Below are 24,746 nucleotides of genomic sequence, written 5' to 3'. Positions count from 1 at the left end.
ATTTGTTGCAATCAGTCAGCAAACGTTTCGGCTGCGTATCGCGGCGAAATCGCGGTGATACAACTGCCGGATAGAGACCCCGGCCATGAACCCTCCGGTGTTGCCCTCCAACTCCACCCCACCAGAATCAACTTCACTGCCGCTCTCGCGCTGGGAGCGGCTGATGGCGCGTCCGGTGCCGCTCTGGGCGCTTGGCCTGGTCATGACGTTGGGTGCGCTGCTGCTGCTCGGCTTTGGATTCGTGCTGCTGGAGCCACGCCGCCATGGGGCGCTTGGCGATGCGGCGGTGTGGGTGGCGACGATCCCGGATACGGTCGGCCGCGCCGTGGGGGAACTGCTGCCCTACCATCCCACCATCGGCCAGCCCTATGATCCGCTGCCCGGTGGATTGTGGCGCCGCCCCGGCTTCGTCGATCCCGGCTATATCCTGCTGACCGTGTTCGACACGGCGCGCGGGCGCTGGGTGGTGCAATTGCTGCGCCTCCGCGATGGGCATGTGGTGCGCACCTATGCGCCCGATATCGCCGCGATCCATGCCCGCTCCACATTCCATTCCGCGCTGGTCGACCTGGCGCGCGACAAGACCAACCGCCGCTTCATGCCGATGCATTCGATGCTGATGCCCGATGGCGGTCTGATCGTGCACGATACCTCGCCGCTCACGCGCATCGATGCCTGCGGCCGGGCGGAATGGATGATCGACGGCATCTTCCACCATTCGCTGGAGCGCGCGCCCGATGGCACGCTGTGGGCGGCCTATCGCCTGCCGCGCAGCACCCGCACCGGCCTTGGTCCGGAGTTTGCCGACGAAGGCCTGATGCACCTGACGCCGGAGGGCAAAGTGCTGAGCCGCACGGCGGTGATCGACCTGCTCGATGCCAATGGCATGGGGCATTTGTGGCGCGCCCGACCCTATTCGGACGATCCGATCCACCTCAACGATATCCAGCCCGTGCCCGGCGACGGCCCCTATTGGCGCGCGGGCGACTTGTTGATCAGCTTGCGCAACCTGTCGCTGCTGCTGCTCTATCGCCCTGCCACGGGCAAGGTGGTGTGGAGCCGGGGCCTGCCCTGGCGGTTCCAGCATGATGTCAGCGTGCTCGACGATCATCGCATCTCGGTGTTCGACAACCACTGGCGCTTTGCCTGGGACCAGCCCGAGCAGGCCGAGCCGGACGGCAACAACCGCATGCTGGTCTATGATTTCGCCACCGACACGGTGAGCGAGCCGCTCGCCCGTGCGTTTCACGATCTGGCCATCCACACCCGTGCCCAGGGCCGCGCCACGCCGCTGCCGGGGGGCGATACCCTGGTCGAGGAAACCGAACTGGGCCGGGTGATGCGCCTCGCGCCCGATGGCACCGTGCGCTGGAGCTACATCAGCGCTGACGCCGATCGCAACCGGTTCGAGTTGCGCTGGACCCGATACATCGATCCCCTTGCCGACAAGATCGGCATCCAAGCCGCGGAGAATGCCCGATGCGAATGACCGTCTTCCCCTTCGCCGCTATCCTGTTGCTGGCCGCCACGGCCGTTCCGGCGCAGGCCTATGTCGGGCCGGGCCTGGGCCTGGGCGCGGCATCCACCGCGCTGGGCGTGGTTGGGGCCATTGTCCTCGGCCTGCTGGCTTTCGTGTGGTATCCGGTCAAGCGCCTGCTGCGGATGATGCGCAAGGCGGCGCCGGGCAGCGGAAAGCGCGGGCGGTGATCGCGGCTGCGCTGGTTCTGGCAGGCGCCCTGCTGGCCACGCTGCATCTGGTCCGGCGCTGGGGGGTGCTGGGCCGTTTCGCCGCACTGGGAATGACGGGCCGCCGCGCGGTGCGCGTCATGGCCCGGCGCGGGGCTTCGGATCGCTGGAAAGAGCGGGCGGCGCGGCTGCTGGCGGCGCGGCTGCTGGGGCGCTCGCTGCTGGCCGGGGGCGGCCTTGCCGTTGCGGCCATGCCGATCGGCCTCGCGCTTGGCGTGGGTCCGGCGCTCGGCGTGCCGACCACGGCGGCGTTGCTCGATCCGGCCGCGCGTCTTGCCATTCTTGCCATGGGAATTGCCTTTGCTTTCGCCCGATACCTTGTCGGCCGCGCCGCCGGTGCCGGCCGGCGCGCACGCCTATCGCCCGCTTGACCGGCTGCTGCACCGGATCGCCCTGGGCAGCCGGGCGGCGCTGGAACTGAGCTTCGATCTGGAGCGGGCACGCCACGGTCGCGCCGCTGCGGCCCTGCCGCTCCGCCCGCCGGTCTTCGTGGCCGGGCTGGCGCGCGCCGGCACCACGGTGCTGACGCAGCGGCTGGAGGCGGCCGACCACTTTGCCAGCCTGCATTATGCCGACATGCCGTTTCCCCTGGCGCCCAACACCTGGGCCAGCCTGGTGGCGCGCCGCCGCCGCGCCGTGGCGCGCACCCCGCGCGGCCATGGCGACGGGCTGGAGCACGATCTCGACAGCGCTGAGGCGATCGAGGAAGTGTTCTGGCGGATGCAGTGCTGCCCCGACTATCTTTCGCAGGAAAGCCTGTGCGCCCATGCCCCCGATGCGGCCGCGCTGGCCGCGTTCGGCCAGTTCATGGCGCTGGTCTGCCTGGCGCGTGGACAGGGGCGCTACTTGTCCAAGAACAATGCCAACGTGCTGCGGCTGGGTTCGCTGGCCACTCTGCCCGGCGCCGTGCTGGTCCATCCGTTCCGGGCTCCGCTGGAACAGGCAGCGAGCCTGCTGGCGCAGCACCGTCGCGCCATCCGGCTGGCCGGCCAGGACCGCTTCCGTGCCGACTACATGCGCTGGCTGGGTCATCACGAGTTCGGCCTGCATCGCCGTCCGTTCCGGTTGAACGCCGGGCCGCCGGTTTCGGGCGATCCCGATACGCTGGCCTATTGGCTGCGCACCTGGAGCGCGGTCTATCGCCATGTCCTCGACCAGCCTGCCGAAGTCGCGGCGCTGCAGTGCTTTGTCGATTACGATCGCCTGGCGCAGGGTGAGCCTGGCCTGCGGGTGGCGCTGGCCCGGCGGCTTGGGCTGGCCGGGGCGCTCGATGGCGCCGGCCTGCGCCCGCCGCTGCCCCACGCCTTGGCGCGCGGCCCCGTGCCGACGGCCGATCGCAACGAAGCCGAGGCGATCCACGCCCGCCTGCAAGCCCGTGCCGCTTAACATATGATCACCTGACGGCACTATTCCTGACCTGGCGCGTTGCTCGTGCCAGCCAAGGTCGTGGGTATGCTCCATGAGGGCATTGCCCGCGCCTTGGTTCTATGGGAGCAGGGGGGCATGATCACGACCGGAATGCATGAGGCCAATCTGGTCGTTCTCTCGATTCTGATCGCGGTCTTTGCCTCGTTCACGGCGCTGAGCTTGGCGGGCCGGGTGCGTGCCGGGCAGGGCGCCGCGCGGCGGGTGTGGCTGGTGGCGGCGGCCGTGGCGCTGGGCGGTGGCATCTGGGCGATGCATTTCGTGGCCATGCTGGCCTTTCGCCTGCCGGGCATGGACATGGGCTATGACCTGGGGCTGACGCTGCTGTCCCTGGCCATCGCCATCGCCTTTACCGGGGCGGGATTTGCCACGCTGGACAGCACCGCGCAATCGCGCGGTCGGCTGGCTGCGGCCGGGCTGTGCATGGGCCTGGGCGTGGTGGCCATGCACTACGTCGGCATGGCTGCGATGCGCATGAATGCGGCGATGCATTATGATCCGGTCTGGCTGGCGATCTCGGTGGTGATCGCCATCGGCGCGGCGACGGCAGCGCTGTGGTTCGCCGGGCGTGACCAGGCCCTGGGCATGCGGCTGGGGGCAGCCGGGCTGATGGGGCTGGCGATTGCCGGCATGCACTATGCCGGGATGCGGGCGGCGATCTTTACGATGGACCATCGCCACGGTGCCGACATGGCTGCCAGCGGTGTGGGGCAGACCGTGCTCGCCGTGCTGATTGCCGCGATCACGCTGCTGATCCTGGCCATTGCCCTGGGCGCGGCCTGGCTGGAGCGGGTGTTTCACAAGATCGCCCGGCGCGAGGCCCGGATCGCCCTGCGCCTCAAGATCGCCGACGTGCTGCGCGATTACGATACCGACGCCGCGCTGCACCAGATTGCCGCGCTGATGGGCCAGCATTTCGCGGTCGGCCGCGCGGGCTTTGGCCAGTTGCTGGCCGAGGAAGACATGTTCGAGTGCAATGTCTGTTGGACGGACGGCAGTGCACCCACTTTGCTGGGGCGATTCCCGGCTGCCGATTTCGGCGCAGCACTCATGGCCAGGCTTGAGCGTGGGGAAACCGTGGTGGCGGGCGATCTGTTGGAAAGCGATCCGCGCGTCGATGCGCGCGGACTGGCAACATCCCGACGGCTTGAGACCCGCGCGATCCTGGTTGTGCCATTCCTGCGCGATGGGCGCTTGCGCATGACCCTGTTCCTCAACGACCGGGCGCCGCGCCAGTGGCACGCCGATGACATCGCATTCCTGGAGGAAATCGCCGAACGCACCCGCCTGGTCAGCGAACGCGCCGCCATCGCCGCGCAGTTGCGCGAATTGAACGCCACGCTGGAAGCGCGGGTGGAGGCGCGCACCAGCGAGTTGCGCGCGGCGCAGGAAGCCCTGGTGCAGAGCCAGAAGATGGAGGCGATGGGCCAACTGGTTGCGGGCCTTTCTCACGATTTCAACAATGTGCTGGGCGCGATCCTGGCCTCGTTCGATCTGATCGCGCGGCGCAGCGGCGATGCCGCGCGGGTGGAGCGCCTGGCCGGGGAAGGCCGCCAGGCGGCCCAGCGCGCAGCCAACCTGATCGCGCAACTGCTGGCGTTCTCGCGCACGCAGCGACTGGCCACCCAGGCGCTCGATCCGGCGCTGGTGATCGAGCGCCTGCGGCCGATGCTGATCCGAACGCTTGGGCCGCTGATCGGGCTGGAATGCCGCCTTGCCACAGTGGATGCCGAGGACTGGGCGGCGCTGGCCGATCCCACGCAACTGGAAATGGCCGTGCTCAACCTGGCGGTGAACGGGCGCGATGCCATGCCGGCCGGCGGCCAACTGACCATCGCGCTGGAGGCGCATGTCGCGCAGGGCGAGGCGGATCTTGCCGATGGGCGCTATGTCGTGGTCTGCGTCACCGATACCGGCGCCGGGATGGATGAAGACACCCTGCGCCGCGCGATGGAGCCGTTCTTCACCACCAAGCCGGTGGGCAAGGGCACCGGGCTTGGCCTGGCGCAGATCTATGGCAGCATGCGCCAGATCGGCGGCGCGGTGCGCATAACCAGCGCGCCGGGCAAGGGCACCAGCGTGCGATTGTTCCTGCCGCGCACCGCCGGCGCCCAGCATGACGAGGATGCACTGCCCGCGCCCGCCGGTGCCGGCAGCGGCGCGGCGCACGTGCTGCTGGTGGACGACGATCCCGACTTGCGCCGCGCGCTCGCCGCCGCGCTGACGGATCTTGGTCACGACGTGCAGGCCGTGGGCGATGGCCCGGCGGCCCTCGCGTTGCTGGAAACCGTGACGCGTGAAGGGCACACCCTGCCCGAGGTGGCCGTGCTCGATTATGCGATGCCCGGCATGACCGGCGCGGAACTCGCCGCCGAACTCGGCCGCCGCCATCCCGCGCTGCGCATCGTGTTCATGAGCGGGTTTGCCGATCTGGCCGCGATCGAGGCCGTGGCCGGCCCGGAGGCGATCGTGCTGCGCAAGCCGTTTGCCACGGATCGCCTGGCCGAGGCCATTGCCCGCGCCTAGGGTTAGCCCCAAAGCCCTTAGCCAAGGCTGCGCTTCATGCGTTCCGCGTCAGGCTTGTGCCCGGTGATGATCTCGAACGCGAGCGCGGCCTGGCCCACGACCATGCCGATGCCGTTGATGGCCCGGCAGCCCTTGCTTCGTGCGACCCGAAGCAGCTCGGTTTCCAGCGGGAAATAGATGATGTCGGCCAGCCAGTGGTGCGGGGCGATAGCGTCTGGCGGGATCGGCGTGCCCGGCTTGGCGGCCATGCCGATCGGCGTGGCGTTGACGATGCCCTGGGCCGGTGCGGTATCGAGCCGGTCGTGCGGCGTGGCCGTAACCTGCGCGTCGGGATAACGTTCGGCGAGTTCGCCTGCCAGGGCCTGGGCGCGGGCGGAGTCGGGATCGACCAGTTCCAGCCGCGCCACGCCCAGTGAAAGCAGCGCGTTGGCCACGGCCGATCCCGCACCCCCCGCCCCGAGTTGAATGACATGATCGAGCCGCGCGCCGGGCAGGCCGGCAAGCAGGCTGTCGCGAAAGCCGGGCATGTCGGTGTTGTGGCCGATCAGGCGGCCGTCGCGGATGGCGACGGTGTTGACCGCGCCGGCGGCCTGGGCGCTGGGCGCGAGGTCGTCCATCAACGGCATGATCGCCTGCTTGAACGGATAGGTGACGTTGAACCCGGCAAAGCCCTGGTCCTTGAGGCTTGCGACCGTGGCCGCCAGGTCTGCATCGTCCAGCCCACGCTGGGTGAAATCGAACAGTTCGTACGTCAGCTCCAGGCCGAGGGCGCGGCCTTCCTCTTCATGCAGGCGCGGAGAGCTGGATGCCAGGATGGCGCGACCAAGTAGCCCGGAGCGGATCATCAGTACCTTTGTCTTTGCATAAAAGGCTCCGACGCCCGCCTCGCAGGGAAGCGGGCGCCGGGGCAGGGTGGATCAGAAGGTAACCCGCGCACCGATATAGAACGAGCGACCGATGGGATCATAGAGCGCCACGTCCGTGCCGTTCTGCGAGCTGGCGACATAGGGCAGCTTGGCATTGAGCAGGTTGGTCACCCCGCCGCGCAGCTCGAACATCTTGCCGACCTTCACGTTGCCGAACAGGTCATAGAGATTGTAGGCGGCGACACCGACTTGGGCATTGCTGGGCGTGAGCACCGCGCTGGCGTCCTTCATCGCGCTCTGGAAGCGCCAGCGCAGGCCGATGCCCATGGCGTCGGAGCGGTAGCCCAGCGTGGTCAGCGCTTTCCAGCGCGGCGTGGCGCGCGGTGGCACCGAGCTGGGGCCGGCTGCGCCGTTGCTGATGTTGGTATAGTCCAGCTCTGCCCCGCCGGGCAGGAGCTGCACCTTGTAGGCATGGAGCCAGCCAACCGTGGTGGTGGCGTAGATCTTGCCGGTGTTGCCGATGAACCGTGCCGGCGTGGCCCAGTTGACCTGCATCTCCACGCCATCGGTCTTGAGCGCACCAAGATTGAGGTAAGGCGTCACCACGTTGACCAACTGGCCGTTGCTGTCACGCTGGATCAGCGCGCAATAGGGGTTGGTGTTGGAGTAGGTGGAATTGCTGCCATCCAGGTTGTAGCACTTGGACAGCACGGTGAGGCCCGGCACGGTGGAAATCACGTTCTTGATCGAGATGTTGTAGTAATCGACCGAGAACGAGAAATCGCCGAAGAACCCACCGCCGCGCGGCGCGTTGAACACAATGCCGGCGTTGAACGTGTCGGCGCGTTCCGGGCGCAGGCCCAGATTGCCCGAAACGAGCTGGCCCGTGGCCGTGGTCGGGAAGGTGTAGCTGCCGATCGCGGCCTGCGGCACACCCTGCGCGACGCAGAGCGCGGCGACTTGCGCGCCATTGGTGCCCGAACGCGCGGTGGAGCGATAGTCGCATGGGTCGCCCAGCGAGCCCGGCGGCGTGCCGATCACCAACTGCGTGCCCTGCTGCGGCGAGAACAGTTCGCCGATATTGGGCGCGCGCACCGCACGCTGATAGCTGCCGCGCAGCATGATCGTCTCGGTCGGGCGCCAGCGCGCGTCGGCCTCGTAGCTTGTCACCGTACCCGTGGTGGAATAGTCGGACACGCGCGCCGCCGCGCCGATGCCCAACTCGCGCATGAATGGCTTGTCGGCGACCAGCGGAATGTCGATCTGGCCGGCCAGTTCCTTGACCGAGATGCGGCCCGTCGCAGGCTGCGAGGCCGTGACGGCTTCCAGGTTCTGGGTCTGGAGATCGCTGTCGGGCCGATAGTTGTAGGTGTTCTTGCGATAGCTGGCGACGAGCGCGATCTGCGCCGGGCCGGCGCCGAGATCGAACAGCTTGCCGTTGACCTGGCCCTGGAACTGGGTCTGGCCCAGGCGCTCGGTGCTGACCGCGTCCTTGGTCATATAGGCGGCGCAGGCGGCCGAGATGCTGCGCGCATTGGCATCGCCAAACGGATTGAAGCCGCCCTGGCAGATCGAGGCCCCGCCATCGGCGGCGCTGAGCAGGGTCTGCACCCGGCTCTTGACCACCGCGTTGTGCATCGTCTGGTTGTGGACCGACTGGTCATAGGAACCATAGAGGTCGAAGGTCCAGCCCGGCGCGATGTTGCCTTTCAGGCCAGCCATGTACTGCTGGACAGTATAGTCTTCGTCCCAGCTCTTGTAGGGCAGGCCGACATAGCGCCCGTTCCACAGGAAATTGGCCGTGGGATTGGGGCGCGAGGCCAGGATCGTGCGCAGGTCCTGCGGGATGAAGGGGTTGGTCACCGGGATGGTGGTGAGCTGGCCGAACTGGGTCAGCGTGCCGCCGCTGGCGGTGTGGACGTTGAGATCGACGAACAGGAACTGGCCATAGAGCGTCAGGTCGGGCGTCAGGTCATAGTCCGCCTTGACGAAGGCGGTCTTGCGCTTGAGGCCGTTCAGGAAATCGGTCTGCTGGCCCACCGGCATGCGCACGTTGCCGTTGACGATGGCATAGCCGCCGGTGTTGGTCTGGCCCTTGTAGTTGACCGCGCCGGTCTGCACGAACAGCGTGCCGTCGTTGTTGAAGCCCAGGTTGAGCAGCGGATTGATCGTGCTGGTCACGCCATAGCTGCCGAACACCGACTGCACCACGGCCGCGTTGGGCGCATTGGTGGCGTTGGGCACGAAGGTGCCGGTGCCGATGTAGGACGAGGGCGTCTTGTCGGAAAAGAAGCTGCGCTTGCTGCCGTTCAGCGGATCCTGGTCGGTATAGCTGAAGGCCGCGATCACATGGCCGCGATCCTGGGCAAAGCTGCTGCCGAACGCGATCGAGCCGGAGAACTTGAAGGCATCGCCCTTTTCGCTGATCGTGTTCTGCACATCGGCCTTGACGCCGTCGAAGCTGCGCAGGGTCTTGAAGTTGACCACGCCGGACATGGCGTCGGAGCCATAGACCGCCGAAGCGCCGCCGGTGATCACGTCGACGCCGCCGATGATCGATTCCGGGATGATGTTGGTATCGACCGTGCCGGAAATGTCGGACAGCGGCAGGCGCTTGCCATCGAGCAGCACGAGGTTGCGGTTGGGGCCAAGACCATGGAGGTTGACCGAGGCGCGCCCGCCGGTGCCCTGGCCGCCGGTGCCGGAGTTGCCCGATGCGGTGAAGCCGGGAAGCTGGTTGAGCGCGTCTTGCAGGTTGACGTTGCCGCTGGCCTTGATCGCTTCGTTGCTGACCGAGACGATCGGGCTGACGGCGGTGTTGTTGGGCCGCTGGATCAGCGAGCCGGTCACCACGATTTCCTTGACGTCCGGCTGGGCCGGTTCGGCTGCCGGCGGACTGTCCGCCTGGGGCGCTGCTTGCGCCAATGCCGGGGTTGCAAGAGCCACGGCCACGCTCAGCGCAGACGCGGACAGCACGAGACGGGTGCCTTCCAAACGCATGGTCATCCTCCCTGGCGAACGTTTGCCGTTTCGCCTTCCGACGACTCATTTATGTTACGAACTAGTTCCTGTCAAATTATTCCGAAACACGCCGAGATAGTCTGTCGACCGCGAACGCGGCGGCAGCGCAGGCCAGCAGCGGCACGCAATAGGCGGCAAACAGCAGCGGCAACGGAGCCTTGGCGGCCATCAGCCAGCCGCCGAGCATTGGCCCGATCACCGCGCCGGCGCGGCCCAGGCCAATCGCCCAGCCCACCCCGGTGGCGCGCATGCGCGCCGGATAGACCGAGGCGGCCAGCGGCCACACGCCGTTGTAGCCGCCCTGCAACAGCACCCCGATGGCAAAGGCCAGGGCCAGCGTGGCCGCCACCGGCATCGCCACCGATCCGAACACCAGCATGGCAATCCCGGCGCCCACCAGCATGCCCGGCACCAGCCGGCCGAGCGGCACGCGCACGGCTAGCACGCTCATCCCCGCCGTGCCGATGAAGGCGCCGAAGTTGTAGAGCGCGCCGGCATAGATGCCGTCGGTCTCCGAAAGGCCCGCCTGGATCGAAAGCTTGGTGATCCAGCTCACGATGAAATAGAGCACCATCAGCCCGCAGAACACCGCCGCCCACAGCGCCAGGGTGCGGGCGCGAAACGTGGGAGACAGCAGATCACCGATGCGGCCCGCCTCGCTCGCCCCGCTCGGCGTGGCAACGCCTAGCGGCAGGATGGCCATCGCGGCGGGAAACAGCACCACGGTCAGGCCCCCGGCGGCAAGCAGCAGGCGGTGCCAGCCCCACACTGGCAGGAGATGGGCGGTCAGGATCGCGGTGAACACGGCGGCAAAGGGATAGCCGGCCTGGACAATGCCCACGGCCAGGTTGCGTTGCGCGGCCGGGGCGGATTCGGCGGCCAAGGCGGCCATCGCGGCCAGCACCGTGCCGATGCCCATGCCGACGACCACGCGCAGGCCATAGAGCATCGGCACCGAGGTGGCGAAGCCGCTGGCCACCATGCCGGCCGACATCAGGGCAAGGGCGGCCAGGATGATGCGGCGGCGCCCCAGCCGGTCGGCCAGCGGCGCGATGCCCATGCCGCCGATCGCCATGCCGACCAGGCCGGCGCCGAACAGCAGGCCCATGGTATCGGCGCCGATGCCCCAGTCTGCCTGAAGCCGGGGGGCGATGAACGACAGGATCGTCACGTCGATGCCATCGGCCATGTTGATGGCAAAGCACAGGGCCACGATGGCCAGGCCCGTGCGGGTCCATTGCGCCGGGCTCGTGCCGGCGCTTGCTGTAATGGGGGTGGCCATGCCTTGTCTCTCTCCCGCCTGCGCCGGGTGCTTGCGGGAAAGGCCGGCGCGGCGGCAAGCGTCGCGCCCGGCGTTCAGTCCCGGCGTGTCACCCAGGCAATGATGATGTCTGCCACCTGGCTTGCCCGGCGGGCCAGCGCGCTGTCGCTGGTCATGTCCACGCCGAAATTGTGGGCAAAGGTGAACTGGTTGGAAACGTTGTAGAACGCCAGCGCCGTCATGTTGAGATGCAGATCCACCGGATCGATCCCGGGGCGGAAACTGCCTTCGGCCTCGCCCCGCGCGAGCAGGCGGCGCAGGATTTCGATCACGCTGTGGTTGCGATCGGGCAGGTCGGCAATCTGCTTGAGATGCTGGGCGCGGTGGATGTTCTCGTTCATCACCAGGCGCACCAGTTCGGGATGACGCGCATGATAGTGCACGTCATGCTCGATCAGGCGGCGCAGCGCTTCCGGGGCAGTGCCGCTGGTGATGTCCACTTGCGCCTCGCTGTCGCGCACCTGGCGATAGGCGCGTTCCAGCACGGCGCGGTAGAGTTCTTCCTTGCCGTCGAAATAGTAATAGATCTTGCGCTTGGTGGCCTTGCCCGCGATCTCGTCGATGCGCGCCCCGGCCAGCCCCTTTTCCACGAATTCCTGGGTGGCGATGTCCACGATCTGGTTGATCGCGGCCTCGCGCGTTTCGGCGCGCGACCGGCGCGGCGCCTTGGCCGGCGCCGCTCCGGGCGTTGCATCAGGTTCGGAAGCGTCTTCGGGCACGGAATTCGCTTTGGGCAAGGGACTCTCCTGGGCAATCGGGCGCAAGCGGGGCTGGCCCCGCATCGCTGCGGGCGCTGCCTTTGCTGCGCCGTCTGCCCTTCCTTGCCGCACCTGTCCCTCGTTGCAAGGCTTTGGCCCGCGCTTGTGCCGGCCTGCCCTGTCCTTGCGTGTCGAATTAATGTAACGAACTAGTCCCTAACAATTTTGCTTTTGTCAAGCATCGGCCCGTGATAGGCCTCCCTCCGGGGCAGGAAACCAAAGGCAACAATCGGCAGACGGCCATGACCAATCCCGCGTTCAAGACCTCCATCGCCACTGTCTCGATCTCGGGCACGCTCGACGCCAAGCTGCGCGCGATCGCCGATGCCGGGTACGACGGGGCGGAGATTTTCGAGAACGACCTGCTCTCCACGCATCTCTCTGCGCGCGAAATTGCCGCGATGATGCAAGACCTTGGCCTGGCCTGCACGATGTTCCAGCCGTTCCGCGACCTCGACGGCCTGCCCGAGCCGCAGCGCGCCCGCGCGTTCGACCGGCTTGAGCGCAAGTTCGACGTGATGCAGGAACTGGGCACCGATCTGTTGCTGGTCTGCTCCAGTTGCTCGCCGCTCGCCGATTGCGATCGCGAACGCACGATTGCCGACCTCACCGAAGCGGCCGAGCGGGCCGCCGCGCGCGGCCTGCGCCTGGGCTATGAAGCGCTGGCCTGGGGCCGCCATGTCCACGATCACCGCGAAGCCTGGGGCATCGTGCGCGATGCCGATCATCCCGCGCTGGGGCTGGTGCTCGATTCGTTTCACTCGCTTTCGCGCAAGATTCCCTCGTCCAGCATCGGCGATATCCGCGCCGACAAGCTGTTCATCGTGCAGGTGGCCGATGCCCCGATGCTCGACATGGACCACTTGGGCTGGAGCCGCCATTTTCGCTCCATGCCCGGGCAGGGCGATTTCCCGCTGGACGATTGGGCCGGCGCGATCCGCAAGATCGGCTATCAGGGCTATTGGAGCCTGGAAATCTTCAACGACCGCTTCCGCGCCGGATCGGCCAGCGGCGTGGCGCTCGATGGCTATCGCGCCCTGCGCCTGATGGAGGGCGGGATCACGCGGCCTTCTCCCTCGGCCGCCGCGCTGCCGCCGCGCGTGAAGACCAGCGGAGTGGAATTCATCGAATTCGCCGCCAGCCACGAAGAGGCCGAAAACCTCGCCGCCATGCTCCGCCCGCTGGGCTTTCGCCCCACCGCGCGCCATCGCAGCAAGGATGTCACGCGCTGGACACAAGGTGTGGAAGACCCGGTCAACATCGTCATCAACTGCGAGCCCGAAGGCCTGGCGCACAGTTTCGACGTGGTCCACGGCGCCTCGGTCTGCGCGCTCGGGCTGGCGGTGGACGATGTGCCCGGCGCCCTGGCGCGGGCCGATTTCCTGCGCGTGCCGCGCTTCCAGCAGGCGCTGGCGCCCGACGAATGGCCGATTCCCAGCGTGCGCGGGGTGGGCGGCAGCCTGATCTACTTCGTCGATGCGGCCACCCGCGCAGCGATGTGGGCGCACGAGTTTCCCCATGCCCTGGAAAATCCCGCGCCCGGCCCCCGCCTGCGCATCGACCACGTGGCGCAGACCATGCAATACGAGGAGTTCCTGAGCTGGCTGCTGTTCTACGTCGCGCTGTTCGACGTGGAGAAGACCCCGCAACTCGACATTGCCGATCCCATGGGCCTGATCCAGAGCCAGGCGGTGGAAAACGCCGATCGCTCGGTGCGCTTCACGCTCAACGGCTCGCTCGCCGCGCAATCGCTGACCTCGCGCTTCATCCAGAACTATTTCGGGGCCGGGGTGCAGCATATCGCCTTTGCCACCGACGATATCATGGCCGTGGCCGATGCCGCCCATGCCCAAGGGCTGCCGCGCCTGGAAATCCCGCGCAACTACTTCGACGATCTGGAAGCGCGCTGGGGCCTGGAGCCCGACCTGATCGATGCAATGGCCGCGCGCGACATTCTCTATGACCGCGACGGCGAGGCCGAATACCTCCAGTTCTACAGCCGCGCCTTTGCCCGCCGCGTGTTCTTCGAAGTGGTCGAGCGGCGGGGCTATGCCGGATATGGCGCGATCAACGCCCCGATCCGCCTGGCCGCGCAAGCGCGCCACAAGCCCGACTTTCCCGACTGAACCGCCGGGGCATCCCGGCCGTCAACAATCATAACAAGCCATGGAGAGAGACCTGATGTTCGCACGCCTGACCGCTGCGCTGAGCCTGGCTGCGCTGGCCGCAACGCCGCTGCACGCCCGTGATTTTCCCACCGAGGCCAAGCCGGTGCTGGCCGATCGCTTTCCCCAGGTGCCGGTGGCCTTTCCCGGCGGGGTGAAGGCCTGGCGCGACGTGACCTATCAGCAGTTGCCTGGCTATCGCCCGCAGGCGCTGGATATCTATGTGCCGGCGGGCAAGGGGCCGCATCCGCTGGTGCTCTATATCCACGGCGGTGGCTGGATGGCCGGCCACACCCGCCATTCCGGCGCCTTTGCCGATTGGCCCAATGTTCTGGCCGCGCTGGCCGCCGAAGGCTTTACCGTGGCGAGCCTGGAATATCGCCTGTCGGGCGAAGCGCGCTTTCCCGCACAGGTGCAGGATGCCAATGCCGCGCTGCGCTTCTTGCGCGGGCATGCCACGCAATATGCCATCGATCCGGCGCGGGTTGCGCTGTGGGGTGGTTCGGCCGGCGGACACCTGACGGCCCTGACCGCGCTCACCTGCCGCAACACCACGCTCGATCCCGCTGCGGGCGCGGATACCTGCGTGCAGGGCGCGGTGACGTGGTACGGCGTCTATGACTTTGCCGGGATGAACGCCACGCCCGATGGCAATTCGGCCGGCGCCCGGCTGCTGGGCTGTGACGGGCCATGCAGCGCCGACAAGATCCGCAGCGTCAGCCCGGTGACCTATATCGACGCCAAGGACCCGCCGTTCCTGCTGATCCATGGCGAGGAAGACAAGACCGTGCCGGTGGCGCAATCGCATCTGGGCGAGGCCGCGCTCAAGGCCGCCGGCGTTCCGGTGCAGGCGATCTATATCCCCCATGTCGATCACAGCTTCATCGGGCGCAGCGCGGCGGAAACCCACGCGGCCTCGATGCAGGCGCTCAACGCCACGTTCGATTTCTTCCACCGCGTGCTCAAGGTTCCGGCACCGGCCGGCAAGGGCAAATGATCGGGCGTCTGCTGGCCGCGCTGGCGCTCGGGCTGGGGGCAGGGCTTGCCGCCCCGGCGCAAGCCGAACCGATCGCCGTCGATGGCGGGCAGGTGGAGGGCACCACCCTGCCATCGGGGGTGGTTGCCTGGCTGGGCGTGCCCTTTGCCGCGCCGCCGCTGCGCGACTTGCGCTGGAAACCACCACAGCCCGTCGTGCCTTGGCAGGGCACGCTCCATGCCGATCGCTTTGCGCCCGAATGCCTGCAACCGCTGCGTGGATCGTTGCAGAACCACTATTTCGGCAACGAAGCGACCAGCGAGGACTGCCTCTACCTCAACATCTGGGCGCCGGCCAAGGCGGCCAAGGCCCCAGTGGTGGTGTGGATCTATGGCGGCGGGTTCAACATCGGCTCGGCCTCCATGGCCAACTATTCGGGCGAGCCGCTGGCGCGCGAAGGGGTGGTGCGGGTCAACATCGCCTATCGCGTCGGCGCGCTCGGCTTCCTCGCCCATCCCGCGCTTTCGGCCGAAAGCGGCCATGGCTCGGGCAATTATGGTCTGATGGACCAGATCGCCGCGCTGCAATGGGTCAAGCGCAACATCGCGCGGTTCGGCGGCGATCCCGACAACGTGACGATCGTGGGCCAGTCGGCCGGCGCGATGTCGGTCGCGTTGCTGCAACTGAGCCCGATGGCGCGCGGCCTGTTCGCCCGCGCCGTGGCGATGAGCGGCAGTCCGTTTGGCGGCATGCTCGGCCCGGCGCCGCTGGTGCAGGGCGAAGCGCAGGGGCTGGCCCTGCAAAAGGAACTGGGCGCAGCCTCGCTGGCCGAGATGCGCAGCCTGCCCGGCGACCGCATCGTGGCCGCCACCACGCCACGCGCGCCGATCGTGCGCGATGGCCAGGTGGTCACCGGCAGCGCGGAAGAGGTCTTTGCCGCCCACGCGCAGAACGATGTGCCGGTGTTGATCGGTTATACCCGCGATGAAAGCTTCCGCCCGCTGGGGCCGGTGACCACGCCGCAGGAGCTGAAAGCGGCCGTCACTGCGCGCTTTGGCGCGGCGGCCGATGCCATCCTGGCGGCCTATGCCGGCAGCGATCCGGCGCGCGCGGCGGCAGACATTGCCCGCGATGCCACGGTGGGGCGGCAGATGGCCGATTGGGCGGCGGCGCAGCGCCGCTTCGGCACACAGCCGGTCTATGCCTATCTCTTCGCGCGTCGCCAGCCCTATGTGCCCGGCGTGGTCTTTTCCGATCACGATCCGGCCACGGTGGGAGCCTACCACACCGGCGACGTGCCCTATTGGCTGCGCACCCGCCCGGCGCTGAACATGTTCCGCCAGACCCGCGCGTGGCAGCCGGTGGACCAGGCGCTGGAAGACACCATGGCCGGTGCCCTGCTCGCCTTTGCCCGCAGCGGCGTGCCGCAAAGCGCGCCGATCGGGCCATGGCCTGCGCTCGATTCCCGGCGCCCGCGCCTGGTCCTGCTGGGCGAGCAGCCTGCGGTGATTCCCTGGCCGCACTGGGCCGACATGGCAAAGTTCGGCTCGGCCAGTGCCGAAGCGCCGCGCAGCGCGCGGCCGCGCGACTGATGGCGCGGCGGCCACTGCGCGCGGTGATGGCCATGCTGCTGCTGGGCGTGGCTGGCGCCACCCATGGGCAAGGCGCCGGGCCAGGGCCTGATTGCACCGCCGACAGCGAATTGTCCTACGTCTGCGGTTCCAACAAACCCGAAGACCTGCTGCGCCTGCCCGGCACGCCGTTCCTGGTGTCGAGCGGGTTTGCGCCGGGCGAGGGGCTGAAGCTGGTGGATACCGACGCCCGCCGGGCGCAGCCGTGGTTCACCGGTGCGGCCGAGCAGGTCTTGCCCGATCGAGCGGGCTGGCCGCAATGCCCCAGCCCGCTCGATCCCGCGCTGTTCAACGCGCGTGGCCTATCGCTGTCGCGGCTGGCAGGCGACCGCTGGCGCCTGCTGGTGGTCAACCACGGCGGCCGGGAATCGATCGAGGTCTTCGATGTGGACTTGGCGTCGGCCCGACCGCGCCTGGTATGGCGTGGGTGCCTGCCGATGCCGGCGGGCCAGGTGGCCAATGCCGTGGCGCGCTTTGCCGATGGTACAGTGCTGGCCACCGTGCTGACCGCGCCGGGCACCACCATCGGCGATTTCATGAACGGGCACCCGACCGGCGCGGTCTGGCAATGGCGGCCGGGTGAGGCGGGCTTTCGCGAAATGCCGGGCACGCGCCTGCCGGGCAACAACGGGCTGGAAGTCGATCCCGACCAGCGCCATTTCTACGTCGTCGCCTTTGGCTGGCACGCCGTGATGGTGTTCGACCGTGCCGATGGGCGCGGCCCGTTGCGCCGCATCGTGGCGCCCGATTTCATGCCCGACAACGTGCACTGGAGCGAAGGACGCCTGCTGGCCGCCGGCATGCGGCTGGACGAGCCGGCCTGTGGCGGCCTGCGCCGGGTGAGCGGTCGGGTGGCCGATCCCATGCTGTGCCATCGCGGCTGGGTGGTAGGCGCGGTCGATCTCGCTGCCGGCCGCATCGCGACGGTGGCCTATGGCCATCCCCAGCCGGGCTTCAGCGGCCTGTCCAGCGCGGTGCAGGTGGGCCAGCGGCTGTGGCTCGGCTCGTTCCAGGCCGATCGCCTGGCGGTGATCGACCTGCCGTGATGCCCTGGCCGTAAAAACCGCTTGCTGCACTGCACCGCAATCGCATAGCTTAGCCATCGAGCCGGCTGGCCGGCGCCCAAAGGGGGGCGCCGTTCAGGGCCGCTGGCCGTTCCTGGAAATTGCGTGGCAACGAAGCCGCCCGATCTGATCCGCACCGGATCAAGTCGAGGCGGCTTTTTCGTGTTGCGCGCGCCAGGGCGGCGGGCGGGCGACGGCGGCTCCAACACGGTTCAGGAAGGGAAACGCCGATGAAACTCCGTCTACTGCCCGCCGCGCTGGTGACCGCGCCACTGGCTTTCGCCCAGCCAGTCCTAGCGGCGCCCGGTGCCGCGCCGGGTGATCCGGTGGCGCTGTCCGATACGATCAGCCTCGATCCGCTGCTCGACGCGCGGCTGCGCTGGGAAAATGTCGATACGCCTGCCAAGGGCGCCGATGCCGTAACCTTGCGGCTGCGCAGCGGGGTGGAATTGCGCCATGCGCCCTCGCATCTTTCCGTGCTGGCGGAAATGGAAGGCACGTTGCCGATCGTGAGCCATTACAATGGCCTGTCTTTCGTGCCCGAGCGCGCCCGGCCGGGCTATGCCGTGGTCGCCGATCCGGCCAATGTGGAGCTCAACCGCTTGCAGATCCAATACCGCACCAAGGCGCTTGGCGTCACCGTGGGGCGGCAGGTGATCAACCTGGATGACCAGCGCTGGGTGGGCGCGGTGGCCTGGCGGCAGAACGAGCAGACGTTCGACGCGGCGCGTGCGGAGCTGGCACTCGGCCCGGTCTTTGCCGATGTGACTTATGCCAAAAGCCAGCGCACGCTCTATGGCGCCGATGCACAGGGGCGCACGGCCTATGACGGGCGCTTCTGGTTCCTGGGCGGTGGGCTCAGGCACGGGCCGTTCACCGTGAAAGGCTTTGCCTATCTGCTGGACTATGATCGAGCGGAGCAGGTTCCGGCCCTGGCGCTGACCCTGGCCGATACCCAGACCTATTGCCTGCGTGCCACGGCCGCGCTGCCGCTGGCCAAGGGCGTGAAACTGGCGCTCGCGTCCAGCTATGCCCGGCAAAGGCCCTGGGCGGACAATGCCGCGCATTTCGATGCCGATTACGTGGCGGGCGAGGCCAACCTGTCGGCGCGCGGCTTTACCGTCACCGGCGGCTATGAAAAGCTGGGCAGCGACCACGGCATTGCCCTGCAAACGCCGATGGCCACGCTGCACAAGTTCAACGGCTGGGCCGACCTGTTCCTCACCACGCCTGCTGCCGGCCTGCGCGATCTCTATGCCGGGCTGGCCAAGAGCTTCCCGGTCAAGGCGCTGCCCGGGCTCAACGCCGGGGTTACCTGGCACGATTTCCACAGCGATGCCGGCAACCGCCCACTGGGCCGGGAATGGGATGCCAGCGCAGGCTTCAAGTGGCGCAAGCTGGGCATTCTCGCCAAGTTTGCCGATTACAGTGCGCGCGGGTTTGGCAGCGATACCCGCAAGCTCTGGCTTGAGGCCGATTACGCCTTTTGAGCCAGCGCTGGTGCGGCCTGGGGCAACATGGGCCCGCGCCGCACCAGCGCGGCAATCGCATCGGTGTCCACCGCGCGGGAATAGAGGTAGCCCTGTCCCGCAAGGCAGCCCATCGCCGCGAGCATTTCCGCTTGCTCGACATGCTCGATCCCTTCGGCAATCACCTGGATGCCCAGCTTGGTGGCAATGCCGATCACGCCTTCGACGATGATCTGGCTGGGCCGGTCGGAAACGAGGCGATCGATGAAGGACTTGTCGATCTTGATGAAATCGACCGGCACGGTCATCAGGTGGGTGAGCGAGGCAAAGCCGGTGCCGAAATCGTCGAGCGCGACTTTCAATCCCCGCGCGCGCAATTCCGCGACGGAGCGGCGGATCACCCCGGCATCATCGTCCATGTAGACTGCTTCGGTCACTTCCAGGATGACCATGGCCAGCGGTACACCCTGTTCTTCAAAGGCGTTGGCCACGGCGTTGAAGAAACCGGCGCTGTGCAGATCGGCCGAGCTGACGTTGATCCCCACGCGTCTGAACTGCACGCCCTGGTCCAGCCACGCACGCGCGTCGCGTGCCACCTGGCGGAGCATCTCGCGGGTCAGCGCGCTGGCCGTCTGCGGATCGCTGGTGGCATCGTGAAACGCCTGGGCGGCCAGCATGCGCTGGTCCAGGCGGATGCGGCACAGCGCCTCCAGCCCGCAAACCGTGCCATCGGCCAGGTAAACGATCGGCTGGTAATGCGCCACCAGCCGGTCTTCGCGCAGGGCGGCATCCAGTTCTCGCACGGCAGTGATCCGCCGGGTCATGCGCGTGCCGATGCCCGGCCAGAACCTTACATAGCCCCCGCGCGCCACGTCTTTGGCATGATAGAGCGCAAAGTCCGCATTCTGCTGCACGCGCTCGGGCGTGCCGTCACCGGCAGAAAAGATCGCCATGCCCATCGTGCCGCCGGGGCGCAACACGTGGCCAGGCACGCTGACCGGATGGCGCAGGGTTTCCATCATGCGTTCGGCCAGGGCATCGATGCCGCGCAAGTGCGAATCGTCCTGCACCAGCACGGCGAATTCGTCTCCGCCGATGCGGAAGACGGTGTCGGGTTGGGCCTGGTCTGCCAGGCGTTGGCCCACTTGCACGAGCAGCGCATCGCCGGCGGGATGGCCATAAGTATCGTTGATCGCCTTGAACCCGTCCAGGTCGATCAGGAACAGCGCCCAGTTGCCGGGGTGGCTACAGTCCACTTGCGCCAGCGCCGCGTTGAACGCGCTGCGGTTGGGTAGCCCGGTCAACCCGTCGGTGTTGGCGCGCCGATCGCGCTCTTCCACGCGGCGTTCGCGATCGAGCGCGATGGCGCAGAGCGCAATGGAGCGATCGACCAGCACCCGCTCCAGCGCGGATGGGCCGCGCGGTTCGCGATAATAGAAGGCGAACGCGCCAACCGGCTTGCCTGGTCCGGCCATGATCGGCCGCGACCAGCAGGCGCGAATGCCGAAGGGCAGCACCAGGTCGCGAAACGGAGCCCAGGCCGGATCGCTGGCAATGTCGGCGGAAATCACTTCCACGCCCAGCGCCGTGGCCGTGCCACACGCGCCCACGCCGGGGCCGATGGCCAAGCCATCGAATGCAGTGCGCAGTTCCGGCGGCAGGCTGGGCGCGGCCAGCGGATGCAGGCGCCCTGCGCCATCGACTGTCACCACCGAGCACACCACGCCCGGTGCGCGGCGTTCCACTTCCCGGCACAGGCGCTCGATCGTGGCGGCCAGGGGCGCGCCACGTGCGATCATTTCAAGAATGCGACTCTGGAAATCGCCCATCGCGTGCCGGTCTGCCCATTGCGGTGCCGGGCATCATGCCGGTAGCTTGCTTAACGTTGTGTTGTGCCGCGCCGTTCGGGTTTTCCGCATGGCTTGCGCGGGCCATTGCCGCGCCGATCAGCAATAGCGCGGGCCCGTCGCCCAGCCCGCTGCGCGCGGCCAGGCCGAGCAGATCGAGCCGGGTGCGCAACACGCGCTCATGCAGCAGGCTGGCGTTCTCGACCATCGCCACCGGCGTGTCGCCGGGCAGCCCGGCGGCGATCAATCGATCCGCCAGGTCGGTCGCTGCGGCCTTGCCCATATAGATCGCGAGCGTCGCTTCTGGATCGGCCAGCGTGGCCCAATCCAGGTCCAGCGGCTCTCCGGCGCGGGCATGGGCGGTGATCAGCGTGAGTTTGCGCGCCAGCCCGCGCAGGGTGAGCGAGGCGCCGAGACTGGCGGCCGCGGCGCTGGCGGCGGTCACGCCGGGGCAGATGCGCGCCGGCACGCCGGCGGCGCGGCAGGCATCGAGCTCTTCCGCCGCGCGGCCAAAGATCGCCGGATCGCCGCCTTTCAGGCGCACCACCCGTTCGCCCGCCAGCGCGGCCTGCACGATCAGCGCGTCGATGCTGGCCTGGTCTTTCGAATGGCGGCCCGATCGCTTGCCGACATGGACCAGCCGCGCCGCCGGCGCGGCCAGGGCCAGCACGTCCGGCCCGACCAGCGCATCGTGAAAGATCACGCTGGCCTGCCCGATCAACCGCGCCGCCTTGCGCGTGAGCAGGTCGGCATCGCCCGGGCCGGCCCCGACCAGCCAGACCATGCCCGCAGGGAAATCCGCCGCGCTCATGCCATGGCCCGCGGGGCCGTGGCGCCGATCACGGCGGCGCGCAGCAGATAGAGCCGGCCGGCATCGACCCGCACCGGAATGGTCGGCACGCAGCCCTGGTCGTCGCCCAGGGCTTGCCCGGTCTTCAGGCTGATGTTCCAGCTATGCAGCGGGCAGGTTACCACCGCGCCGTGGACAATGCCCTGGCTCAATGGCCCGTGCTTGTGCGGGCACTTGTTGACCAGCGCATAGAACTGGTTGTCCAGCGTGTGGAACACCGCGATTTCCTCGCCGCCCTGCACTGGCAGGGTGCGGGCATTGCCGGGGCTGATCTGGCCAACCGGTCCGATATCCAGCCATTCGCCGATCATTCTGCGGCCTCCAGAAGCGCGGGGGTGGGGAAGGGGCGGAACTCGCCCAGGTGCTGGTGCAGTTCGGCATCCTCGCCGCCGGCCCGGCGGGCCCAGGGATCGTCTTGCATGAATGTCTGCGCATAGGCAAATCGCGCCGCCAGGCGCTCGACCGCATCGGGCGCGTCGAACAGGCGGGCTTTTACATGGGCCAGCCCGACCCGCTCGATCCACGGCGCCGTGCGTTCGAGGTACCAGGCTTCCTCGCGATAGAGCTGGATGAACGCGGCGCAGACCTGCATTGCTTCGGCTTCGGTCGCCACCTTGCACAGCAGATCGGTGGCGCGCACGTGGATGCCGCCATTGCCGCCCACATGCAGCTCATAGCCCGAGTCCACGCAGACCACGCCGAAATCCTTGATCGTCGCTTCGGCACAGTTGCGCGGGCAGCCGCTGACCGCGATCTTGAACTTGTGCGGCATCCAGCTTCCCCAGGTCATCCGCTCGATCGCGATGCCAAGGCCGGTGGAATCCTGCGTGCCGAAGCGGCACCATTCGCTGCCCACGCAGGTCTTCACCGTGCGCAAGGACTTGCCATAGGCATGGCCCGAAACCATGCCCGCAGCGTTGAGATCGGCCCAGATCTTCGGCAGGTCTTCCTTCTTCACGCCGAAGATGTCGAGCCGTTGCCCGCCAGTGACCTTGACCATGCGGCCATACTTTTCGGTGGCATCGGCAATGGCGCGCAGTTCGTCGGGGTTGGTCATCCCGCCCCACATGCGCGGCACCACGGAATAGGAGCCATCCTTCTGGATGTTGGCGTGGAGCCGCTCGTTGACGAAGCGGCTCTGCTGGTCATCCTTGTATTGGCCGGGCCAGGCGCAGAGCAGGTAATAGTTGAGCGCCGGACGGCACGAGGCGCAGCCATCGGGCGTGCTCCAGTTCAACTCCTGCATGACCTGCGGGATCAGCTTGAATTCGCGCTCCACGATCAGGCGTCGCACGTCGGCATGGGTAAAGCTGGTGCACTTGCACATCGTCTTCGGGCCGGACTGCACATCGTCGCCCAGCGTCAGAGCCAGCAATTGCTCGACCAGCCCGGTGCACGATCCGCACGAGGCAGAGGCCTTGCACTGCGAGCGCACGGCATCGAGGCTGCACGCCCCGCCGGCGATCGTGGCCATGACCGTGCCCTTGGACACGCCGTTGCAGCCACACACTTCCGCGTCATCGGGCAGGGCGGCCACGGTGGCGAGGGGATCGGTTGCCGCCCCGCCGCCCAGCGCATGGGCCTGTCCAAAGATCAGGCGGTCGCGCAGGTCGGCAATATCGGTGCCGCGCCGCAGCAGGTCGAAATACCACGCCCCGTCGGCGGTATCGCCATAGAGCACGGCGCCGATCACGCGCCCGTCCTGCACCACCACGCGCTTGTAGAGCCCGCGCGCGGCATCGCGCATGACGATGTCCTCGCAGTCTGCCCCGCCGGAAAAGTCCCCGGCGGAAAACAGGTCGATCCCCGAAACCTTGAGCTTGGTGGAAGTAACCGAACCGGCAAAGCCCGGACCGGCGAGGCCGCAGGCGGCATCGGCCAGCGCGCGGCACATCTCCCACAGCGGCGCGACCAGGCCATAGCACGCGCCGCGATGTTGCACGCATTCGCCCACGGCCATGATCGCGGGGTCGCTGGTGACCATGTGATCGTCCACCACCACGCCGCGTTCCACCGCCAGCCCGGCGGCCTTGGCCAACGCGGTGGCGGGGCGGATGCCCACGGCCATGACCACCAGGTCGGCAGCGATCTCGCGTCCGTCCTTGAGGCGGACGCCGGCCACATGGCCATTCTCGCCCAGGATTTCGGCGGTGTCCGCCCCGGTCAGGATGGTCTGCCCGCGCCGCTCCAGCTCGGTCTTGAGCAAATAGCCGGCTGCCTCATCAAGCTGGCGCTCCATCAGCGTGGGCATCAGGTGGATCACCGTCACGCCCATGCCGCGCAAGCTGAGGCCATGCGCCGCTTCCAGCCCCAGCAGCCCGCCGCCGATCACCACGGCCTGGCCGCCGCGCTCGGCCGCGCGCAGCATCTTGTCCACATCATCCAGATCGCGGAACGTGACCACGCCGGGCAGATCGGCGCCCGGCACGGGGATGATGAACGGATCGGAACCGGTCGCCAACAGCAGCCGGTCATAAGGCTCCACCCGGCCCGACGCGGCGGTGACCGTCTGCGCCGCGCGGTCGATCGCCACCACCGGATCGCCCGATACCAGTGTGATGGCATTGTCGGCATACCAGCCGGCATCGTTGATCACGATGTCTTCGAATGCCTTCTCGCCGGCCAGCACCGGCGAAAGCATGATCCGGTTGTAGTTCACGCGCGGCTCGGCGCCGAAAATGGTGATCCGGTAGGCGGCAGGATCGCGCGCCAGCACTTCCTCCACCGCGCGGCAACCGGCCATGCCGTTGCCGATCACGACCAGGCGTTGGGTTGGTGTGGCAACCATGGATCACGAACTCCTGCAAACAGGCGGGACAAACGCGAAAAGGCCGCCACAACGCACACCGCAAGGGTGATGGGTCGGGGCGGCTTCGTTGCCACGCGATGGGGAAAGAGAGCCTCGTTCGGCGCCAAGGGCACCCGCCATTGGGCGCCAGCCGAATTTAAGCTAATGGCGTGATGGTATACGCTCCGCGCCGCGCCGCCAAGCGGATTTTTGCAGATGCGAGCAATAGTCGCTCGCCCCCTCCGTCAGTCGCCGCGCGACTGCCACCTCCCCCCCGCTTTGCGGAGGGAGGA

At 67.9% G+C, this 24,746-nt stretch carries 18 protein-coding genes; 10 read left to right on the top strand and 8 right to left on the bottom strand.

All coding sequences use genetic code 11. The features are described 5' to 3' along the window. Window positions 1-163 precede the first annotated feature (163 nt). From IE191_RS07245 to IE191_RS07225, 5 genes are all read left to right on the top strand, one after another. A complete protein-coding gene (locus IE191_RS07245) occupies window positions 164-1,489 on the top strand; it encodes an arylsulfotransferase family protein (RefSeq protein ID WP_191323702.1) in 1,326 nt (441 codons plus the stop codon). Next, window positions 1,486-1,707 (top strand): hypothetical protein, encoded by a 222-nt coding sequence (locus IE191_RS07240; RefSeq protein WP_229815166.1) that lies wholly within the window; start codon window positions 1,486-1,488, stop codon window positions 1,705-1,707. The genes IE191_RS07245 and IE191_RS07240 overlap by 4 nt, the downstream gene beginning before the upstream one ends. Continuing rightward, a complete protein-coding gene (locus IE191_RS07235; protein WP_191323700.1) occupies window positions 1,704-2,117 on the top strand; it encodes a hypothetical protein in 414 nt (137 codons plus the stop codon). Before IE191_RS07240 ends, IE191_RS07235 begins: the two co-directional genes overlap by 4 nt. Continuing rightward, the gene (locus IE191_RS07230; RefSeq protein WP_191323699.1) at window positions 2,065-3,132 is read left to right on the top strand and encodes a sulfotransferase; all 1,068 of its coding nucleotides are present in this window, start codon (window positions 2,065-2,067) and stop codon (window positions 3,130-3,132) included. Before IE191_RS07235 ends, IE191_RS07230 begins: the two co-directional genes overlap by 53 nt. Before the next feature lie 117 nt (window positions 3,133-3,249). After that, window positions 3,250-5,697 (top strand): MHYT domain-containing protein, encoded by a 2,448-nt coding sequence (locus IE191_RS07225; RefSeq protein ID WP_191323698.1) that lies wholly within the window; start codon window positions 3,250-3,252, stop codon window positions 5,695-5,697. A 17-nt stretch (window positions 5,698-5,714) separates the two neighbouring features. On the opposite strand, the gene IE191_RS07220 is transcribed toward IE191_RS07225, so the two are convergent. The 4 genes from IE191_RS07220 to IE191_RS07205 all read right to left on the bottom strand — a co-directional run bounded on the left by IE191_RS07220 (window position 5,715) and on the right by IE191_RS07205 (window position 11,624). Beyond that, window positions 5,715-6,542: a shikimate dehydrogenase gene (locus IE191_RS07220; RefSeq protein WP_191323697.1), complete on the bottom strand. Its 828-nt coding sequence runs from the start codon at window positions 6,540-6,542 to the stop codon at window positions 5,715-5,717. Between the two features lie 72 nt (window positions 6,543-6,614). Continuing rightward, the gene (locus tag IE191_RS07215) at window positions 6,615-9,563 is read right to left on the bottom strand and encodes a TonB-dependent receptor domain-containing protein (RefSeq protein WP_229815165.1); all 2,949 of its coding nucleotides are present in this window, start codon (window positions 9,561-9,563) and stop codon (window positions 6,615-6,617) included. Between the two features lie 76 nt (window positions 9,564-9,639). Beyond that, window positions 9,640-10,866, bottom strand: coding sequence for an MFS transporter (locus tag IE191_RS07210; protein WP_191323695.1), 1,227 nt, complete (start codon window positions 10,864-10,866; stop codon window positions 9,640-9,642). A 74-nt stretch (window positions 10,867-10,940) separates the two neighbouring features. Continuing rightward, window positions 10,941-11,624: a TetR/AcrR family transcriptional regulator gene (locus IE191_RS07205; RefSeq protein ID WP_229815164.1), complete on the bottom strand. Its 684-nt coding sequence runs from the start codon at window positions 11,622-11,624 to the stop codon at window positions 10,941-10,943. Window positions 11,625-11,905: 281 nt separating this feature from the next. Between IE191_RS07205 and IE191_RS07200 the strand changes: the two genes are divergently transcribed. From IE191_RS07200 to IE191_RS07180, 5 genes are all read left to right on the top strand, one after another. After that, a complete protein-coding gene (locus IE191_RS07200; protein WP_191323693.1) occupies window positions 11,906-13,789 on the top strand; it encodes a bifunctional sugar phosphate isomerase/epimerase/4-hydroxyphenylpyruvate dioxygenase family protein in 1,884 nt (627 codons plus the stop codon). A 55-nt stretch (window positions 13,790-13,844) separates the two neighbouring features. Then, window positions 13,845-14,825, top strand: coding sequence for an alpha/beta hydrolase (locus tag IE191_RS07195; RefSeq protein ID WP_191323692.1), 981 nt, complete (start codon window positions 13,845-13,847; stop codon window positions 14,823-14,825). Then, complete coding sequence (locus tag IE191_RS07190) at window positions 14,822-16,396, top strand: carboxylesterase/lipase family protein (protein ID WP_191323691.1); 1,575 nt, start codon at window positions 14,822-14,824, stop codon at window positions 16,394-16,396. The genes IE191_RS07195 and IE191_RS07190 overlap by 4 nt, the downstream gene beginning before the upstream one ends. Next, window positions 16,396-17,481 (top strand): SMP-30/gluconolactonase/LRE family protein, encoded by a 1,086-nt coding sequence (locus tag IE191_RS07185; protein WP_229815163.1) that lies wholly within the window; start codon window positions 16,396-16,398, stop codon window positions 17,479-17,481. Before IE191_RS07190 ends, IE191_RS07185 begins: the two co-directional genes overlap by 1 nt. A 248-nt stretch (window positions 17,482-17,729) precedes the next feature. Continuing rightward, complete coding sequence (locus tag IE191_RS07180) at window positions 17,730-18,989, top strand: alginate export family protein (protein WP_191323690.1); 1,260 nt, start codon at window positions 17,730-17,732, stop codon at window positions 18,987-18,989. Here IE191_RS07180 and IE191_RS07175 read toward each other — a convergent pair. Genes IE191_RS07175 through nirB form a run of 4 tightly spaced genes read right to left on the bottom strand, consistent with a single transcriptional unit; the run spans window position 18,977 to window position 24,453 of the window. Then, a complete protein-coding gene (locus tag IE191_RS07175; RefSeq protein ID WP_229815162.1) occupies window positions 18,977-20,767 on the bottom strand; it encodes a bifunctional diguanylate cyclase/phosphodiesterase in 1,791 nt (596 codons plus the stop codon). The genes IE191_RS07180 and IE191_RS07175 overlap by 13 nt on opposite strands. Window position 20,768: 1 nt before the next feature. Beyond that, the gene (gene cobA, locus IE191_RS07170; RefSeq protein WP_191323688.1) at window positions 20,769-21,626 is read right to left on the bottom strand and encodes a uroporphyrinogen-III C-methyltransferase; all 858 of its coding nucleotides are present in this window, start codon (window positions 21,624-21,626) and stop codon (window positions 20,769-20,771) included. Beyond that, a complete protein-coding gene (nirD, locus tag IE191_RS07165) occupies window positions 21,623-21,976 on the bottom strand; it encodes a nitrite reductase small subunit NirD (RefSeq protein WP_191323687.1) in 354 nt (117 codons plus the stop codon). The genes cobA and nirD overlap by 4 nt, the downstream gene beginning before the upstream one ends. Continuing rightward, window positions 21,973-24,453 (bottom strand): nitrite reductase large subunit NirB, encoded by a 2,481-nt coding sequence (nirB, locus tag IE191_RS07160; RefSeq protein WP_191323686.1) that lies wholly within the window; start codon window positions 24,451-24,453, stop codon window positions 21,973-21,975. Before nirB ends, nirD begins: the two co-directional genes overlap by 4 nt. Window positions 24,454-24,746 lie beyond the last annotated feature (293 nt).

It is taken from the genome of Novosphingobium pokkalii, from assembly GCF_014652855.1.
Taxonomy (GTDB): domain Bacteria; phylum Pseudomonadota; class Alphaproteobacteria; order Sphingomonadales; family Sphingomonadaceae; genus Novosphingobium; species Novosphingobium pokkalii.
The sequence above is the reverse complement of the archived record's forward strand: the minus strand, read 5'-3'. Positions and strand labels throughout refer to the sequence as shown.